This window comes from Methanomicrobium sp. (assembly GCF_055145805.1).
Genome location: NZ_JBSREC010000037.1, coordinates 1 through 18612, shown reverse-complemented (window position 1 = coordinate 18612; position 18612 = coordinate 1). Strand labels below are relative to the sequence as shown.

The 18612-nt window shown below is 39.6% G+C and carries 20 protein-coding genes; 5 read left to right on the top strand and 15 right to left on the bottom strand.

What is annotated here, in order from left to right:
• Positions 1–7 precede the first annotated feature (7 nt).
• On the bottom strand, positions 8–466 hold the full coding sequence (locus ACTB1O_RS02755; RefSeq protein ID WP_462993608.1) for a methylated-DNA--[protein]-cysteine S-methyltransferase: 459 nt from the start codon (positions 464–466) through the stop codon (positions 8–10).
• Complete coding sequence (locus tag ACTB1O_RS02750; protein WP_462993607.1) at positions 457–2460, bottom strand: ATP-dependent DNA helicase; 2004 nt, start codon at positions 2458–2460, stop codon at positions 457–459. Before ACTB1O_RS02750 ends, ACTB1O_RS02755 begins: the two co-directional genes overlap by 10 nt.
• Before the next feature lie 77 nt (positions 2461–2537).
• Between ACTB1O_RS02750 and ACTB1O_RS02745 the strand changes: the two genes are divergently transcribed.
• Together ACTB1O_RS02745 and purB are read left to right on the top strand one after the other, a co-directional pair.
• Positions 2538–2759: a PspC domain-containing protein gene (locus ACTB1O_RS02745; protein ID WP_462993606.1), complete on the top strand. Its 222-nt coding sequence runs from the start codon at positions 2538–2540 to the stop codon at positions 2757–2759.
• Positions 2760–2926: 167 nt separating this feature from the next.
• Positions 2927–4267, top strand: a complete 1341-nt coding sequence (purB, locus tag ACTB1O_RS02740) for an adenylosuccinate lyase (RefSeq protein WP_462993605.1) — start codon at positions 2927–2929, stop codon at positions 4265–4267.
• On the opposite strand, the gene ACTB1O_RS02735 is transcribed toward purB, so the two are convergent.
• From ACTB1O_RS02735 to ACTB1O_RS02725, 3 genes are all read right to left on the bottom strand, one after another.
• Positions 4264–5334, bottom strand: coding sequence for a flavodoxin domain-containing protein (locus ACTB1O_RS02735; protein WP_462993604.1), 1071 nt, complete (start codon positions 5332–5334; stop codon positions 4264–4266). The two genes, purB and ACTB1O_RS02735, sit on opposite strands and share 4 nt — an antisense overlap.
• A 199-nt stretch (positions 5335–5533) precedes the next feature.
• Positions 5534–6274, bottom strand: coding sequence for a hypothetical protein (locus ACTB1O_RS02730; protein WP_462993603.1), 741 nt, complete (start codon positions 6272–6274; stop codon positions 5534–5536).
• A gap of 85 nt (positions 6275–6359) precedes the next feature.
• Positions 6360–6869: a flavodoxin domain-containing protein gene (locus ACTB1O_RS02725; RefSeq protein WP_462993602.1), complete on the bottom strand. Its 510-nt coding sequence runs from the start codon at positions 6867–6869 to the stop codon at positions 6360–6362.
• 268 nt (positions 6870–7137) lie between these two features.
• Between ACTB1O_RS02725 and ACTB1O_RS02720 the strand changes: the two genes are divergently transcribed.
• Both ACTB1O_RS02720 and ACTB1O_RS02715 read left to right on the top strand, forming a co-directional pair.
• Complete coding sequence (locus ACTB1O_RS02720; RefSeq protein WP_462993601.1) at positions 7138–7782, top strand: hypothetical protein; 645 nt, start codon at positions 7138–7140, stop codon at positions 7780–7782.
• Positions 7783–7819: 37 nt separating this feature from the next.
• Complete coding sequence (locus ACTB1O_RS02715) at positions 7820–8164, top strand: hypothetical protein (protein WP_462993600.1); 345 nt, start codon at positions 7820–7822, stop codon at positions 8162–8164.
• A gap of 21 nt (positions 8165–8185) precedes the next feature.
• Here ACTB1O_RS02715 and ACTB1O_RS02710 read toward each other — a convergent pair whose 3' ends face one another.
• The 10 genes from ACTB1O_RS02710 to ACTB1O_RS02665 all read right to left on the bottom strand — a co-directional run bounded on the left by ACTB1O_RS02710 (position 8186) and on the right by ACTB1O_RS02665 (position 17336).
• Positions 8186–8821 carry a DUF4013 domain-containing protein gene (locus ACTB1O_RS02710; RefSeq protein ID WP_462993599.1) on the bottom strand — a complete coding sequence of 212 codons (636 nt, stop codon included), beginning with the start codon at positions 8819–8821 and terminating at the stop codon, positions 8186–8188.
• 115 nt (positions 8822–8936) lie between these two features.
• The gene (locus tag ACTB1O_RS02705; protein ID WP_462993598.1) at positions 8937–9377 is read right to left on the bottom strand and encodes a carboxymuconolactone decarboxylase family protein; all 441 of its coding nucleotides are present in this window, start codon (positions 9375–9377) and stop codon (positions 8937–8939) included.
• A gap of 55 nt (positions 9378–9432) precedes the next feature.
• On the bottom strand, positions 9433–10374 hold the full coding sequence (locus ACTB1O_RS02700; protein WP_462993597.1) for a methanogenesis marker 7 protein: 942 nt from the start codon (positions 10372–10374) through the stop codon (positions 9433–9435).
• Between the two features lie 3 nt (positions 10375–10377).
• Positions 10378–10956, bottom strand: a complete 579-nt coding sequence (locus ACTB1O_RS02695) for a methanogenesis marker 17 protein (RefSeq protein WP_462993596.1) — start codon at positions 10954–10956, stop codon at positions 10378–10380.
• A 2-nt stretch (positions 10957–10958) separates the two neighbouring features.
• Positions 10959–12203, bottom strand: a complete 1245-nt coding sequence (locus ACTB1O_RS02690) for a methanogenesis marker 15 protein (RefSeq protein WP_462993595.1) — start codon at positions 12201–12203, stop codon at positions 10959–10961.
• A complete protein-coding gene (locus ACTB1O_RS02685; protein WP_462993594.1) occupies positions 12200–12670 on the bottom strand; it encodes a methanogenesis marker 5 protein in 471 nt (156 codons plus the stop codon). The genes ACTB1O_RS02690 and ACTB1O_RS02685 overlap by 4 nt, the downstream gene beginning before the upstream one ends.
• Positions 12671–12674: 4 nt before the next feature.
• Positions 12675–13145 carry a methanogenesis marker 6 protein gene (locus ACTB1O_RS02680; RefSeq protein ID WP_462993593.1) on the bottom strand — a complete coding sequence of 157 codons (471 nt, stop codon included), beginning with the start codon at positions 13143–13145 and terminating at the stop codon, positions 12675–12677.
• Positions 13146–13147: 2 nt separating this feature from the next.
• A complete protein-coding gene (gene mmp3 / locus ACTB1O_RS02675; RefSeq protein ID WP_462993592.1) occupies positions 13148–14695 on the bottom strand; it encodes a methyl-coenzyme M reductase-associated protein Mmp3 in 1548 nt (515 codons plus the stop codon).
• Between the two features lie 12 nt (positions 14696–14707).
• Positions 14708–16318: a methyl coenzyme M reductase system, component A2 gene (gene atwA, locus ACTB1O_RS02670; RefSeq protein ID WP_462993591.1), complete on the bottom strand. Its 1611-nt coding sequence runs from the start codon at positions 16316–16318 to the stop codon at positions 14708–14710.
• A 193-nt stretch (positions 16319–16511) separates the two neighbouring features.
• Positions 16512–17336: an HAD family hydrolase gene (locus ACTB1O_RS02665; protein ID WP_462993590.1), complete on the bottom strand. Its 825-nt coding sequence runs from the start codon at positions 17334–17336 to the stop codon at positions 16512–16514.
• A 107-nt stretch (positions 17337–17443) separates the two neighbouring features.
• Here ACTB1O_RS02665 and ACTB1O_RS02660 point away from each other — a divergent pair.
• Positions 17444–18612 (top strand): RuBisCO large subunit C-terminal-like domain-containing protein (locus tag ACTB1O_RS02660; RefSeq protein ID WP_462993589.1); only part of this gene is annotated, 1169 nt, incomplete at its 3' end.

Sequence of the window (18612 nt, the reverse complement as noted above, 5' to 3'; positions counted from 1 at the left end):
ATCTGATTCAATCTGCAATAAATCCGGGAGATTCTGCATTCTTTTTTTCCATTTTCAGAAGTGATTTTTTAATCTCAGGATCAGGTGTGAATCCGCCAATACCGGATTTTGATACAACCCTGTGACATGGAATGATTAAAGGTGTCGGATTTCTCTTCATTGCCATTCCCACTGTTCTGTGATGTGTATCTGCTATTTTTGCAATATCTGAGTATGTTTTTGTAAATCCGTACGGAATATCTGATACAGCCTTATATATTTCACAATAGGGATATCCGTCGGATATTGCAATTGATTTTAAGGGAAAAAAATCTCCGGCTTTTCCGCTTAAATATTGTTTGATCTGTGGGGGAACATGGGACTCCTCTCCTGAGCGTAAAAACGATATCTTATGTATGGTATTTTCCGACCAGAACACACTGACTTTCCACAGTCCGAAGCGGCATATACCTGTTTTTATTTCCATCCTGAAATACCTGATTTAAAATCGTTTATTCCGCATTCAATGATCTCTTCCTGCATCCATTTAGGGAGTCCAATTCTTACTGATTCCTCGAGAAATCGTGCTTCTCCAAGTAGTAAAACTCCCCTGTCTTCAGGCGTCCTTAATACTCTTCCCAGTGCCTGGAGAGCCTTGTTTATTGCAGGGAGTGTGTATGATAAAAATTCGCCTTCTTTTCCAAATTTATTTTTGAAGTAATCATTTACCATCCTTCTTACATCATTGTAGGGAGCAAGCGGGAGTCCGATTACAATGGCCCCGTTTAATAGTTCACCCCTGTAATCGAGACCTTCACTCCATTTGCCGCCGCATACACCAAATAATATACCTGATCTGTTTACTTCCGGAAGTGACATAAAAATTCTCAGGTCGTTTGTTGCCTGTGATGAATCCTGTGATTCAATAAAAACATCCTTTCCTTTTAATCTTTGAGGCATTTTTTCTGTGAATGTTTTTAGCATATCGTATGACGGAAAATAAACTGCAAGGTTTCCATTAAGGCCGGCAAATGAGTTGATATAATCCAGAATATTATTCTGGTTGTCAGGATCCCTTCTCCTGCTGAATGCGGATGTGACATCTTTTGCACAGAATATCAGACGGTTTTTCCTGGGAAATGCATTTGGTAGGGAGAGTGTTTTGACTTCCATTTCTCCGAAATATAATTTTTTATAACTTTCTACAGGTGAAAGAGTCCCGCTTATCATTATACATGCAGCATGCGTATCTGCAATTTCAGCGAGTGTTTTTGATGGATCAATGTTTCTGACTTCAAGTGAAATTTCAGTATCATTCTTTTTGTAGATTGTAAGGTATGAATCATCACCTGATGACCGCATTATTCTTATGAAAAAATTTGTTAATTTTTCAACAGGACTTTCCTTAAAGTCTCCTTTTTCAAGTTTAGCTTCATGTATTGCCTCATTTATTCTTAAAAGATCATCTGCTATCTCTTCTGTTTTCTGGTAGAGAGTACCGTTTAGAATGAACCTGGTAAAAATTGCGGGATCAAACCAGTCCTCATTTTTAATAGATCTTTTCAGGCTTACCATGTAATTCTGAATCTGTGGAATTAAATTCAGGACGGCCTCAACCCCCCCGATCCGTCCTCTCATATGCGCAAGTTCATTCTGTGCAAGTTCAAGACTTGCTTCACTAAGTGCAACTGTCTGGATGCTCTGTACAGTATCCCCACAGTTGTGAGCCTCGTCAATGAGAAGTATAGTATTTTCAGGTTCGATTCCTATGGACTGATACATCTGTTCACGGATTGTTTCATCAAATATATGGTGAAAATTCAGGAGCACGACATCAGCATCGCGTGCAGCCTGAAGCATAACCTCATAAGGGCAGACATCGCCGCAAATTTCGTGAAGTTTTTCAGGGGGTACAATTCTTCTTGATGTCTGTTCCGCTTTAGTCCGGAGTGTATTTGAAGGAGACATCTTGAGCCCCTCGCCGCCTTCCACATAAATCCTGGATTTTATGAAGTAAGAGCAGAGGAGGGGATGTTCGGAGTCCTGACGTTTAAGCTGGGTTTTTAGTACCGGATCATTTGCCGGAATAAGCGATCCCCTGTGGGCGCGGTCACGCATAAGGGATGTGGAGAAGGCTTTTAGGCCTTCACACATTCTGTATATGTCGCCTTCGCCTCCCATCATGCACATTCTGCGTTTTCCAACGAGATAGGATACTTTAATGTGGCCTTTTTTCTTTTTAATGAGTTCCAGTTCCCGGATAAAGGTATTTAGCTGGCTCACAGTTCTGACAGCAACCAGAATTTTTTTACCCCTGGCTTCGGCAAGAAGGGCTGAGAGGACACTTGACTTTCCGCTGCCTGTCGGTGCATCTATCATGCAGGTCATTTTGTTTTTTACGCATTCAGCAGCTAAATTTAGCATCTCCTGCTGATGCGGCCTGTATGTTTCATATGGAAACCAGTCATCAGGACAATCCATTACATACATATTTGTTGCAAACACACTTTGTAATATCGTGCCGGGCGGTGTGAAAGTTAAAAAATCTGGTTGATATCATGAAGAAATTATGTAGATCCAAAGATGACCGCGTAATTGCGGGTGTTTGTGGCGGAGTAGGCAGGTCACTGGATATTGATGCAAATATTATCCGGATTCTCTGGGTACTCCTAGGTTTCTTTTACGCAACCGGAGTAATTGTATATATTCTTGCATGGGTATTTCTCCCTGATGAATCTGAAAAGGAGATAATCGACGCGGAATATAAAATAAAGGACTAATAGCTGTTACTGTGTGATATCCAGATCACAGTAATACTATATCATACCTGTTTTTTTGTTAAATATTTTAATTCTCTGCTAAGGGAGATTCGGGATATCTTTTATTTTTAAATTCTCTTTTTGACCAGTACGGTTTTTACAGGTAAAAAAACAAATAAATAATCACCATGGCAATCCACCCCATTGACTTCCGGTACGGAACTGTTGAGATGCGAAATATCTGGGATGAAAATAACAGATTTGCATCTATTGTAAAAGTAGAAACAGCTCTTGCGAGGGCAGAGGGCGATCACGGCCTCATTCCTGAAGAAGCGGCTGCAGAAATTGTAGAAAAAGCAAACAATGCGTCTCTGGTTAGGGCAAATGAGATTGAGGCAGAGATCAACCACGATATGATGGCGGTTGTAAAGGCAATAACAGAAGTAACAGGGGAGTCCGGACGCTGGATACACTTCGGCGCTACTTCAAATGACATTCTTGATACAGCAACAGGACTTCAGGTAAAAGACAGTCTGTTTTTAATTGAGGCAAAGCTGAAAAAATTGCTTGGAGTATTGTTAAAAAGGACGAAAGAGACACAAAAGCTTGTATGCGCCGGAAGAACACACGGACAGATTGGTGTTCCCACAACATACGGTCTCAGGTTTGCAATATGGGCCTCAGAGGTTGCAAGGCACATTGAAAGACTTGAGGAGATGCGTCCGCGTATTGCTGTAGGTCAGATGACCGGAGCTGTCGGAACACAGGCTTCTCTGGGTCTTAAGGGTCATGAGGTTATGGTCACAATGATGAAGTACCTTGAACTTCACCCTGTCGATGTATCAAATCAGCTCATCCAGCGTGACAGATATGCAGAATATTTCATGTTCCTGGCAAATGTGGCAACAACCCTTGACAAAATCGGTGTTGAAATACGCATGATGCAGAGATCAGAGATTGGAGAGATGGAGGAGGCATTTGGTAAAAACCAGGTGGGCTCTTCAACAATGCCACATAAGAGAAATCCGATAAAATCTGAGCAGGTCTGCGGACTGGCACGTGTTGTCCGCTCCTTTGTTGAGCCTGCCTTGATGAACAACACTCTCTGGGACGAACGTGACCTGACAAATTCCTCATGTGAACGTGTAATATTTCCTGAAGCATCCATTCTTGCAGATCATATCCTGAATGTCATGATTAATGTCCTTGAAGGCGTAAGGTTAAATCCTGAGAATATCAGGCGTAATCTTGAGATGCTTCATGGCGTTAATATGGCGGAATCTGTAATGATTGAACTTACAAAGAAGGGTATGGACAGACAGGATGCTCATGAAATTGTCAGGGTTTCCAGCATGACGGCATTTGAAACAAAGACACCTGTTTCAAAAATTCTCTCTGAAAACAAGGATGTATCTGTGTACCTTAAAAAAGATGAGATAGAATCACTTCTTTTACCGGATAATTATATCGGTACTGCTGAATGGCAGGTGGATAATCTTATTAAAAAACTGCTTCCACTGGCAGTTTAATTCATTTTTTGCAGGAACATTTTTTTAATTTTATCGGCCCATTCCCCGATATCGCGCCAGTCTATGAAATTTCCTGTTTTTTCTTTGTTGAACATTGCATTGATTCGTCCCTTTATCGGGAGATTTTCAGGCAGTAACTTTCCTGCAAACATTCCAATATCTATTGGACTGATATATTTTCCTGCTTCATCCGCGATTTTTAAGGTTTTGAGGATTGTTTCATCATCCTGATTCTTTAATGAAATGCCAACAACAAAAAGTGCAGTCATTCTTTTTAAAAGCCAGTCTTTATGGAGCCTTGCAAATTCAATGACTTCAGGAAGTATTTTATTGTCATATATAGGGGTGCCGATTATTACCATACTATATTTTCTGACATCATCAACATCCTGGATACCCTTTACTTCAGAAATAATGCCATCATCCTGAAAGCAATTTTTGATAGACCATGCAATTTCGGCTGTTGAGCCATGTCTCGTTGAATAGGCTATAAGCACAGGTCCCATAAGACTGTTTTTGGAAGTGGTATCTCTGGGTTTTTCCAAAGCAACTTTGTTATCAGAGGACGTTTCACTGATAATTTTTTTAATATCCCATTCTAACTTTCGGTCCGGTTTTTTCTTTTCATGCTTCTCTTTTATGGCTATTGCGGCGAATTTCTCTTTGGTATTGGTTTTACCCCACCCATATGCTGCAACACCAGAGAGAACAATAAGATCTGCAATATATGGAATTTCATTTTTATTTAGAATTACATCTTCTGTTCCTGACTGCCATATTGCAAGATGTTCTTCCAGCGATACAGGGGAATCGGATATTTTTTCAGGAGTGATTGAGACGATATTTTTATCCTCCAAAAGGAGTACTGCCTCTTTTAACAGGCTGTATTTTATTTTGATACCCTGTTCGCAGTCTTTTTTAAGTGTAATCTCTTCTGTTTCATTGTTTACACTGACGATTGTGAATAATTCCTCCTCACCTCTTCCAAAAAGTGCCCTTGGAGAGGAGAATACTTCACTCTGTTTTTGAGAGAAATAATCTAAAAGTTTTTTAAAATTTTCATTCATTAGTTCTGATCGTCCCCATTCTATACTTTACATATAAGTTTTCCGAACTGATTAGTTTTTCATATACAAAGATAAGATTAAAATCTTAAATAAGCTGATATAACTATTTTGATTTTGTTCTCAGGGAACTTTTATTTTTAACATAATTTGACAGCTGACTTTCTTTATACAAATGAAGACGGAAAAAAGATGAATTTTATTATCTGACTATAGCGTCAGCATTTTCATCAAAAGGATTTGTCCTGAGTGCCAGGGAGAAGAGATAAGGGTAACTTTCCTTTAAATATTTCATATATTCTAACCATTCGCCGGCAAGCAGACTGTAAACTCTGTTAATATCTCCTGCAAGATGATTTTTATCTGTTTCCGGACAGATTGAGAGATCCTTTCTGTTATGAAGCTCTTCGGTGAGATGAAATGCCGCCCTTAAAAGTTCGGTAAACTCCTCGTGTTCGAGGAGTACCGGGTTTTCAAGAAGTCTGATAAAAAAATCTTCTTTTTCAAGCAGGAATTTCTTCAGGCTTTCAATATTAATTGAGCAGATATCAATCTCAAATTTATAATTTTTAATCTCATTATCAATTAAGTCAAATTTTTCCGGTGACCAGTCCGAAGTTATTGCAAGTTCCTTTCTTATTGCTTTTATATGCGGGTTATGATTTGAAAAACATCTTAATAGATCTATTCCTGCGACACTGAAAAACGTCCCGATTACCATGTTCATCTTTTCAAGGCGTCTTTTTTTCTCACGTGTATCAAGCATTCTGTGTATCACAAGAGTAACAAGCAAAACTTCAATTGGAAGAAATGCAAGTTCATGAAGTCCGAATACTCCGATATGGTGCAGATCATGAAACAGGATATAATGAGCCAGATATAGTAGTGCTGAAGCCAGTATCAAAACAGATGCGAAAGATATCAGCCATTTCTTGTCGTTCATCAAAAAAATCTCCTAATAATTAATTAGAATTAAGTATTATATTAAAAAATTTTATTGAATGCCTGAAATTATTTATCTGATCTTTTTATAATTTGGCTAAAAATTCTGATTCTATATTATGGGTCCATTCTGTAATCTTTTTAAAATCCCTGAAATCCCCACACAGGGGTTTTGCAAGAATAATCAGATCCCTGTCTGAATTGCTCAGTGAATCTTTGTCAAGTTTTCCTGCAAAAAGTCCTATTTTTTTGGGGTTTACATATTGTTTTATTTCATCTGTGGCAAAGAGTGCTTTTCTGATGACATTCTCATCAGGATTGTTGAGGGTAATTCCGCATGAAAATACAAAAAGAGGCACTTTATACAGGCAATCTCTATGAATCTGCATAAAATCCCCGGCTTCCGGAAGCCATTTACCCATATGAATTGCGCTGCCTGCAATAACAGCTCTATATTCTTTAACAGATGTAATATCCAGAATATTTTTGCATTCGGCATCATAACCGTCTTTTTTTAATGTTGCTGCAATTTCTTTTGCAATCTCCTCTGTCGAACCGTATCTTGTGGCATAAGCAACCAGTATTTTTCCATCCATTTTTTTATTTTCCTCTCAAATTATCTTTGTAGTTATTGTTTTTTACCTTAACTTAAATTGCCTAAAAATAAAAAAAATGATTAAAGATTTTTGTCATTCTTAAAAACCTGATTTATAGGGATAATCTGGTAAATAAAAGAATGATGGGAAAAATAATTCAAAGAATTTTTTTTGGAAATGTTCAGTTAAAATCCTATAAATTCCTTTTGAACTCATCTGGTTAATATTTGGATTATATATATATAATTTAAAATCTGAAGATAAGCATATGGGAAAGACAAAATTTAAAATAATGTCATTTTGTTTATTTTTAGCCGCAGCATTCCTTTTTGTACAGGGAGTGTCTGCGGTAACTGTTTATTCGGGTGATACTGTTGAACTTTCAGGCGGCGCTTCCGGTACTGATTATGTGTATCTTTTTTTAACAGGCCCGAATCTGCCTTCAGAAGGTGTCTCTCTGGATGATATCGCATCCGGTGTAGAGACAGGTGCAGCTTCTACTTTTACGCGGGCATCTGTGAAAAATAACAATATATGGAATTATAAATGGGATACAAAAACCGCCGGAGGCACTCCAGATGCAGGAAATTATCTTGTTTATGCTGTAAATACTCCTTCAGGAAGAAACGATCTTTCAGGAAAGGAGTATTCATATGTCCAAATCATAATAAAAGAACCCTCAGTCAGTGCACAGACCAGTACAAAAGCTTTTGAGACAGAAGCAGCTGTAATTCCAACTGTGGAAATGACTCCTGTTTTAAATACCCTGTCTTCGGATTCATCATTAGTGACCGAATCTCCTGTTTCATCTTCTGAGTCTCCTCAGTCAACACAGGCATCCGGATTTATTGGAATAGTTTTAATTGCGGTTTTAATATCATCAGTTCTTCTGTTCAGAACTGAAAAAAGATAATATATTTTTCTGTTGTTTTAATAACAGGAAAAATAAAATGCCACGCGAATTATCCAATAAAGACCTGGAAATTTTTAAAAAAATTGCACCTGAATATACAATTGAGATTTGCCCCGGTTCAGGGAATCCTTTTCAGTCCATACTTCCTCCGCTTTCAAATCATATATCAGCAGATATTAATGACTTTAAGGAGAGATTATCCAAATTATCTGAAAACGACTGGGAATATCTGACAGAACTGATTTTTACCGGAGATGAAAGCATAGGTTGTCTCGGACGCGATGAAATGGACTCAGTTATTTTTTTCATCAATAAGTTTTCACCCGAAAATGCCAAAAGGATCACTACAATTTATGAATTATCATCCTGCGGGATGATCTAAAAAAAAAATTTTTTTTTGTTTTTAGGCGCTGTCGTAGATAAGACAGACGTACCTTGATGAAAATATTGCAATTACAGGTAAGAGGATAAAGTAGATGATCTGACCGATAACTGGTATCATATTCAGAATTGCAATAAGAATTGTTAAAACGATTCCCAGAACAAGGATCTGAATAAAATAGTTAACCCATCCAATACTCTTAATCTTTGCAAGAATTTCACCAAAGTTGAATGCTTCTCCGAATTTACCTGTACGTGCAAATCTGACAATTGCAATTGTTGAAATAAGTGAGATAATTATTGCTACAATGAATGTAATTAATGCACCCACCAGGAAAAGACCCATTGCACCTGCAGCTGCGTATGGATTTGCCATTATTGCAAATAATCCCGTCCCCATTGTTAACATTGCCACAATAAAGATTGGAATTGCATATATAATACCTATGATTAAGTACAATATACCGTCAATAAACAGTTTACCCCAGTTTCCAAGTTCAGGTGCCGGTTTTTCGCCACGCATAATCATCAGTTCATATCCCATTATTAACGGGAAAATAATGGTTGAAACAAGTAACAGAATCCATTTCATCCATTTTCCAACAACTGCCTCTTTTGAGTAGTTGAAGGAATCACTAAAAAGCATACCAATATCCATAAACCATATCACTCCGTCAGGAAATTAACATAACTTCCCTTAGATCTCTAAATTATATTCAATTATTTAAAAGGATATTGTTTTAAAAAAAGTTCAGTGCGTTCTGTGCCGGATTTTAATTTTTATTACATTTAAATCCGTTTAAATCACAGGATGAATCGCATTTTTCCTCATTTGTATCTATTACCCTGTATGCGTCTGCGAGCACAGATGCCTGTGCAAGTGAACCTGCAAGGAGTACGACCTCAAGAATCTCGTCTTTTGTTGCTCCCCGTTTTAAGGCACCCTGCATGTGATATTCAGTACAGTGACGGCAGTTCAATGCCGCACCAATTGCCAGGCTGATTAATTCAACATATTTTGGATCAAGGGTACTTGTCTCCGTAACCGAAGTTTTGTAAAGAAGATGTGAAAGCAGAACTTCAGGTCTTTTTGCCATTCTTTTATAGATCAACGGGATGGAACCGTCCTGTTTCTGGACTTTTTCAAGCCATTCCTCAGTGCTTTTTTCCTTGCCTTTGTCAGCAATTTCGCTCAACATCTCTTCATAGTTCATTGAAACACCTGAAATTTATCTGATAAATAAAATAAAAAATATTGTCGCGGCAGAATCATACCATGATATTTGTCTCTGAGAAAGGTTTTATTTTAAGCAATATGTAATTGCGCATTCTTGACGGCAAAACCTGTGCAACATCTCCTACTGTAATATCTTCCTCAATCTTTATCGCGCGAACATCTTCTGCATAACTATCATAGGGAATTTTAAGTCTGAGGCCGGCAATCTGGACTGTCACAGGAGTCGGGTGGGTAGAACCTTTTGTAATACCAAGTTCGTCGTCGATTATCGACATAAGTCTGGCAGGAGATATGGAAAGAGAATCTTTTCCAATCTCCTCACGTTTTTCATCAAGAACCCTTGAGATCTCACTTATAAGTGCATCCAAAAATTCTATTTCGCCTTCCTGTTTTTTCATGCGGTGGCCGATTCTTCCAATTCCCCCGACATATCCGTGTACAGGGGGATCTGCGGTTCGTCTTAAGGCCTCTGTGTCCGGGCCGCCTGTAAGAATTATCGGGACGTGAATTCCTCTTCTTAGTGCCGGAAGTTTATGTTTTATACATTCCTCAAAGTTTCCGAGCAGGAACACTGCACAGTCATGCTCATTTATGACATCCCTCTCTTCAATGTTTAAGTTCGCAATACGCTTTCCAAAACCTCTTGAAAGACCAATCATATTTGTTTTTGCTCCGGAGCGTCTCATGTATTCGGCGGCATCACACGATGTATGCGGGAGGTGGTGAATGTCGAGACTGGGTGATACAACTGCAATCTCTGTTCCGACAAGCGGTGATTCAAAAACCTCTCCTCCAAGAGGTCTTCCTGTTCTTCTTATAAGCTCAATATCATCTTTTGGAACAAGGGACTGAAGAACAACATCCTGTGCAATCATATGTTTCTGGACAATGTATCCGCCGAGATCTTCAATCAGGTCAACTATTATATCGTTCTTGTAGACGCCTCCCTTGTAGGTTATTGGAACAAGAGTCATTTTTCAGACCTCCGATATGATTTTTTGTTTATCTGCAACTATTGTATCAAGAATTCCGGGCGGAAGCGTGTTTTCGCTTGCAATATAGAAGAATTTTCCTTTGTCTATCCATTCTCTTCTGACCCGAAATCCCTCAGGTGCAATCCACTGAAGGGCGTATATCAGATCCTTATACATTGAAATACTGGGATCATAGACGATTGTATCTTCTATCTCTTTTACTCCCGCAAGTTCGGCACTGATTGTTACAGTAAACCTGTCAGGCTGCTCGATAAAATCGCGTCCGTATTTATCCCAGAGGATTATAAGCATCTGTGAAAGATAAGTTTCATCTGCAATATCAAGAACAATTTTTCCTTCTGATTCCATAACATTTGAAAAATCCCTTATTTTTACAGCAGGAGGAAGTTTTCGTGTTTCTCCCACTGCCAGGAAGAAAGGAAAATCAAGGTCAATGTAGATATGAATTTTACTGACGATTTTTATAAGGTCCAGATCCTGCAAAACATCTGCTGCAATATCCATGTATGCTTTTCTGCCTGCCTCTTCACGGCATTCAACCTCAAAATAATCAATCGCCATATTTACTTTTCCCCGATAAATCCTGATGACAGAAGTGCCGAGCCAACTGATCCTATATATTGTGAATATGGCGGAACGACAATCTCTGTCTGCAAAAGCTGACCCATCTCTCTTACAAGGCCTTCAATTAGAGATGTGCCGCCTACCATTATTACAGGCTCTTTTATATCCACTTCCTGAAGCTGCTGCTCAAATACCTGTTCTGCAACACTTCTGCATGCCGCTGCTGCAACATCCTCTTTTGAATGCCCTTCGGCAAGAGCATTTACAAGACTTTGTGTTCCAAAGACAATGCAGTAACTGTTCATTGGTACTGTTTTAGAAATTCCTTTAACTGCAAGCGGGCCAAGTTCGGTTATATCAACACCAAGACGTTTTGCTGTCATCTCAAGGAAACGCCCGGATGCACCTGCACATATGCCCCCCATTGTGAATGTTCCCGGAATTCCGTCCTGGACTGATATCGCCTTGTTGTCCATTCCTCCGATATCTATGACAGTTGCCACTCCGTGCTGTCTGTCTGCAAGATACACTGCACCCTTGGAGTTGACAGTCAGTTCTTCCTGAATGAGGTCTGCTTTGAACTTATCGCCTATGAGATATCTTCCGTATCCTGTTGTTCCAATGGCTTCAATATCAGAAATTTTAAGGCCTGCCTCTTTTAATGCAGATTCTATGACAATCTCTGCACTGTCAATAACGCCTGTTGTTGGTGTCCACCCTGTTCCGATTATTTCATTATCTTTCATGACAACGGCTTTTGTTGTTGATGAACCCGAATCAACACCGAGAGTAATTCCTACCTGTTTTTCACGTGCCAGAAGAGCTCTTCTTCTTGCAATTGTGGTAAGTGCCTCCATCCTTGTAAGAAGTGTACCTGAAGTTGTTCTCTCGGTAAATGAATAGCTTACAACAGGAAGTGTGGAATTGTTGAGAATATATCTCCTGAGCTCGTTTCTTACGATTGCGGCTTCAGAACACCTGAAACAAGTTGCTATAAATACCGCATCAGCATCAACTGCACCTTCGACAAGGGCTTTTGCCCTTGCAATTGCCAGCTTGAGATCTGCTGACTTTGCTTCCAGACCGAATTCCAGATATGCCTTTTTAATATCGGCAAGAGCGACGTCAGGGAAAAACATCTCTGCGTTCACCATTGCAGCGGCATCATATATTTCCTTCTGAACTCCGCTGTGTTCAGGTCCGCAGGATAACTGGGCAACTCTTACAGGTTGTTCTTCGCTCATTTTTCACTTCCTTTATCCTTGGATTCATCTTTAAGACCATCTAAAAATTCATTGATTGTCTGGACAAATGCAAGTCCTTCTTCTTCATTTGAAGGATATCTGAGGTCAAGAACAGGGATATCCGTTCGCTGCCTGATTAAAAATTTGATAAGTTCATTTGTCCTTGAACAACCCATACATCCAAAAGCCAGATCAGAATCGTTGATGATTATTGCAGCCTCTGCCTCTTCTATCAGAGGGCCAAAAAGTGCCATTCTTCCTCTGACTCCGGAAGGAACTTCAACAGCCGCATATTTGAGACCTTTTTTTGGATCTTCGGGTGTCATCTGAAGTGGGGGGGAGTCAAATCCCGGTGTCTGTATTCTCTCACGTATAGCAATTGCCACACCGAGTGGTTCATGTCCGAAGCGCTCAACCATATCTGAGAGAATCAGGCTTGTCGATGGATAAATAAAAACCTTTGACATTTTTTCAGGTCTCCGCTGAATTTATAATTTTTGAAAGTTCTTCTGCAGGGAGTTGTCTTTTCTCCCGGTTTGTTATTATTTCAAGTTTTGATGGCTTTGCTCTGGCACCGGCATCCATTTTTAAAAGGCCCTTTGAGACATATTTTATAAGACCCATCTCAAATTCATGTCCGTAATATCCCGGACGTGCTCCTCCGAGATTTGCGCGACACCGTCTTGGATCTCCGGGGGGAAATCCCCTGTCCTTTACAAATATGTTTGTGGGGTCTGTTTTTCTAAGCTCCTTAATTAAATTTGCAACTTCCAGGGGTTCCCCGGTAATCTGAAGCCCAAAGCAGGTCTCTTTAATCATAATTCCCTGGGAGATCTCATAAGCCCTGATTGCGAGAACCCTGGGGGTAGTATCCGGTGATTCTACAAATACATATTTTGTAACTGTCCCGACTAAATCAGGTTTATATTCTTTTTTTGCCATAATCAGACCTCCCTTATATAGACAATATCTCCTTCTTTTAAGGAGGAGAGTTTTTCCGCCTCAATTATCTCACCTATGATATTTGTTGCAGAAAACGGCTCGGATGTCGGGCCGAATTCGCTGTTGGGAGATGTTCTTACACCAATAAGTCCTGTGCTTTTTCTGGAATCGTTTGTCATTGCAAGTGTATTTGCCGGAATTTCACCTTTGGGTGTATTTTCTATATGTATTGTAATTTTTGTGGACACTTTGGGCTGGAAGAGAGTAACATCCTCAAATTTAAAGATGAGGGGCATCTTTCCAATTTTGTACCATCTAAGACCTGTAACTTCACGAAAAAGACTGCATGTTATAGGTGCTTTTATGTCATCAAGTTTTATTCCAATTACATTTGATAAAGGAACTGTTTTTAGAGATACTGCCCCTTTCTTTAGGACTTCAATTGTGTTTGGAGGAATTTGTTCTGTTACGATGCGTTCACCAGTGTCATCATCGTATTCTGCTTTTATCCCGTTCAAATCTGAAATTTCAAGGGCTTCTTTTAATGAAAGACCCCTCAAATCAATCTGGACTGGATCTGTTTTTATAGATATCAGGTCTCCTTTGGACATTAATTTTACAAGTTCGATTCCGTGAACAATCCGGCCGACAACAGTGTGATTAGGGCTTCCCGGAATATCCTTTGTATAAATGTAGAGACTTCCTGTAAGTTTTCCTTTTGTTCTCACAGTAACAGTACCTTCAAGACGTGATCCTTTCATCTCCTGGGGAACAATTGACTTTTTCATACTTTCGTCCCGTATAAATCCTGAAGACTTGAGATCTGCCTTAAATTCACCTGCTTTAAATGCGATCAGCATGTGCTCAACACTGTTTGAAGTATCTGTTCTGATCTTTTCAGGAATATATCCCTGGGCTGATACCTGCACTCCGGTGATTATTTCCATCCCGTTTTCAAGGATAAGTTCTCTGTCGGTGGTTGTGAAGGAATTGCTTGTGTCCTCGCGGCTTATTATTCTTTCAAATGAAATTATGCTGTCCCCGGTCCTCCATTTTTCAAGGGTGCTTCTGCCGCTTACAATCGAACCTATTATGCCGCCTGACTCATCTCCCCCGTGATCAGCGAGGTGAGGCATCTTTGAAAAAATAAGAAAAGAGTTTTTAGGGTCATATCCGGCACATCCCAATATTAAATCATTTTTCCCATATCTGTGATGTTTTTTGTCAGGTAAAAATGATGCATTTAATGTGCCAAAGGAAACGGTTTGTCTGTCTGTCCATTTTAATAAAAGGTGGTTTTTTGGATTTTTCTCTCCAAAATAATTTTTGAAAATGTCTCCGGAGAATATCTCCATACCTGTGGAATTAAGTTCAATTACAACTTCTCCGGCAGAGGTCAGCAGGCGTATATTTTTTGTTGCAGACTCCTTTGATTTTGATGGTCTGATTATTGCAACAGAATATTTTTCAGGAAGATCCGGTATCAGATCCTTAAGTTTTGTTCCTTTACTTATCTCTGCTTTTTGTCCATCAAGGTGGACTGTAATCAATTTTCATTCACCTCAGGTTTCGGGTCCTGACATAATTTCTTTCTCTTCCTGTGTCAGGAATTCAAGAACTTCCAGTGTCGGCCCGATTTTCACTATTTTTCCGTTGCGCATCAGTGCAGCTCTGTCACATATATCACGCACAAATTCCATGTCATGTGACACTACAATAAATGTTTCATCCATTTCTTCTCTTGCATGCATAATAGAGTGCTTAATATCAATTTTAGTAATAGGATCCATTGTTCCTGTGGGCTCATCAAGAAGGATCATTCTTGGCTCTTTGATCAACACCTGTGCAAGAGCCACACGATGTTTTTCTCCTTCACTTAACTGATCAGGAAGTCTGTCTAATATTTCCCTGCTTTTATCTTCGGTAAATCCTGCCATTTTAAGGGTTATTATGGCTTTTCTCATTGCAAGTTCCTTTGGGAATTCAAGACCTATGGAATCGGTCAGGTTGTCAAGAATTGACCTGTGAGGATAAAGATCATACTCCTGATGCAGGAGACCGATATAGCACTTTGCCCGGCCCCTGTTCTCGATACCGGGTTTTGTCATATCAATCCATTCATCACCGATACGGACATTCATCTCACCCCCTGTGGGTTCGATAATTCCGGATATTATCCTCGATAATGTTGTCTTTCCGGCACCGCTTGTTCCGATAATTCCAAAGATTTCTCTCTCCGAAACATCGAATGAGACTCCGTCAACCGCTTTAATCATGCCCCTGTCCACGGTTATATAGCGCTTTGTAATATCTTTTGCTGAGAGGATGTCCTTTCCCACATCACATCTGTCAAACACCTCATCGTCAAATGCGTCTTTCATGAAGGATTCAATGATATCATGCGGATCTCCCAGTTTTTTAATCATGCCATCTTCTAAAAGAATTGCACGGTTGCATATTTCTTCAATAATCTGGGAGAAGTGAGAAGAAACAAGCATTGCCATTTCATTACCTGCAGATGCTTCTTTTAACATTTCATGAACAATATTTGCTGTGCGCGGGTCAAGTGTTCCTGTAGGTTCATCAGCACAGAGCATAAAAGGCTCTTTTGCAAGCTGTCTGGCAAGAACAACACGCTGTTTTTCACCACCTGAAAGATCACGAGCTATATGCATCATACGGTGAGAAAGTCTGACTTCGTCAAGTAGATCAGCAGCTCTGGAAACCTGTTTTTCTGAAGGATAGTTTATATCACTTAGCGCATGCATAACATTTTCAATAACACGATCATCCCCATAAAGAGCAAATGATCTCTGGAACATTATTGCCGTACGTGTCATTATTCTGCGTTTTAGTTTTGCATTTTCTTCGTTCCACAGGTCAACATCTTTTGAAATCAGTTCTCCTCCACAGACAGGACATTTGTTTCCTGCTCTGCTCTGGAGTTCAATGCGGCTGCATTTGTTGCATGCAGAAATATGATATATTATTTTACCTGATGTCGGCGCTTCATCGACACCTCTTATCAGATGCATTAAAACTGTTTTTCCTGCGCCGCTTCTTCCAATTATGCCCAGAATTTCTCCTTCTTCCAGAACAAAACTGATATTTTTAAGGACAGGGGTACCGTTAAATTCCTTGTTTAAATTTTCAACCGTGATTAATGGGGCCATAAGACATATCCTCGATAACTAGATGTAGTGTTTTTTTAATATATAATTCGGTTTTGTAATAATAAGTAAAATTAAATCTGGATGTAAATTATTTTTTTGTTCTGAAAAATTTGTAACACAGGTTTTATTAGTCTTTATATTGTGACAACATATTTTTCAGTCTGATTTGGGAGTTCATAATTAATTATTACAACTATTGTCCTTTTTTGTGTCCTTCATCTGCTGCTACTATTCCCACAACTTCCGAGACATCTTTTATAATGTAGTCGGCTGCTTTTATAAGAACTGCAGGTTTCTTACCTTTTTGCTGTTCAGTAAGTATTGCAATGTCGGCTTCTTTCATAGCAGAGATATCGTTTACTCCGTCACCTACCATGATAACCCTGTTATAGTGTGATTTTAAATCACAGACTATCTGAGCTTTTATGGAAGGTGTTGCGACACCGTGAACATTCCCGTGAGGTATACCGAGATAGTCAGCCATTTTCATTAGTTTGTCAGTTCTGTCGCCTGAGGCGACATAAGTTGCAATATCCATCTCCTGAAGGGTTTGTATCGTTTTTTTTGCTCCTGAAAAAGGCCTGCCGCCTGATGTTATTGCGTATTCTATTCTGTTGATATTTTTATTTACAATAACTCCGCTGTTCATTGCAACAACAGGGAGTTTTCTGCAGCAACTCCATACTGATTTTATGCATGTCTGAAGATCAGCTAATTTTGCATTATTATCAGAATAAAGTATATCTGATACTTCAGACATTGTAACAACTCCGCAGGAGCAGGCAACTCCAAATTTAATGTTTTTATTTTTCAGGTATGATGAGAGAAGCTCTTCGCCGGATGCATTAACAATATTTTGAGAATGGGCATAAAGAAGAATAAGTGCTCTTCCTCTGGCAGAACATGTGAGGGTTGTCGTTTCAACTCCTTCCACAATTTTGTTATTGATTATGTCTTTTGCAACGCGATATGTGTGAAGAAGAGTTCCTGCACTGTCAAAGACCACTGCGGTTGTCATGATTATATTATCCTTTATTTATGTACTGTATATTATTCCGGCTTTTATCTTTTGCAAGAAACAATAAATAAATTATACTTGAGAAGTTTATTAAGAAACTGATAATTATGTCTGACGTAACTGCAGTTTATTATTTTGAACCCAGGAGTGATACCACACCTGAATTTGCCGCACAGGCAATTGCCGATGAGGAAACGACAGGTACCTGGACAGACCTGACAACAAGGGCAGATTATGTCCAGAGACTTGACGGTACTGTTGAATGCATCGAATCCTCCGGTGACGGGTATATTACAAAGATACTGTACCCCGCGGAGATTTTTGAAAAGGGTAACATTGCCCAGTACCTGTCTGTTGTTGCAGGGAATCTCTTCGGACTTGGAAGACTTGATTCAGTTAGGCTTTTGGACATATATCTTCCCAAAGAGCTTGCAGACTTTAAGGGTCCCAAATTTGGTATAAGTGGTGTCAGGAAACTGATCGGCACTGAAAGGACACTTCGCCCGCATATTGGTACAATAATAAAACCGAAAGTTGGTCTGAATCCCAAAGACACGGCAGAGGTTGCTTATCTTGCAGCGTCAGGAGGTGTTGATTTCATAAAGGATGACGAGACCCTGACAAACCAGACATTCTGCCCGCTTAAAGAGAGAACTGAAGCAGTTATGGCGCGTCTGGATGATGCAATGTCAGAAACCGGTCGTAAAATTCTGTATGCTGCAAATGTATCGGAAAGAGCAGACAAAATTGTTGAGCGTGCAGAAGAGGCAATTGACTGTGGTGCAAATGCTGTTATGGTCGATGTCATAACCTGTGGTTTTTCGGCTGTGCAGGCACTGTCTGAAGAACCGGGAATCAAAGTACCGGTTCATGTTCACAGAACAATGCATGCTGCCATGACAAGAAGCAAAAAGCATGGGATAGCAATGCGCCCTCTTGCGCGTCTTGTAAGAATGACAGGTGGCGATCAGCTACATACAGGTACAGTAAGCGGTAAGATGGGGCATGATCCCCTTGAATTAAAAAAAGATAACAGGGTTTTAACAGACGAATATTTTAGCATGAATCCTGTATTCCCTGTTGCAAGCGGGGGTCTTCATCCTGGTAAGGTTCATGCAGAATTGTCGGGTCTTGGAACAAATATAATCCTTCAGGCCGGAGGTGGCATACATGGTCATCCAAAAGGAACAAAGGCTGGCGCTGCTGCAATGAGACAGGCGGCTGATGCTTTCATGGAAGGAGTATCTGCTGAGGAGTATGCTAAAACGCACACAGA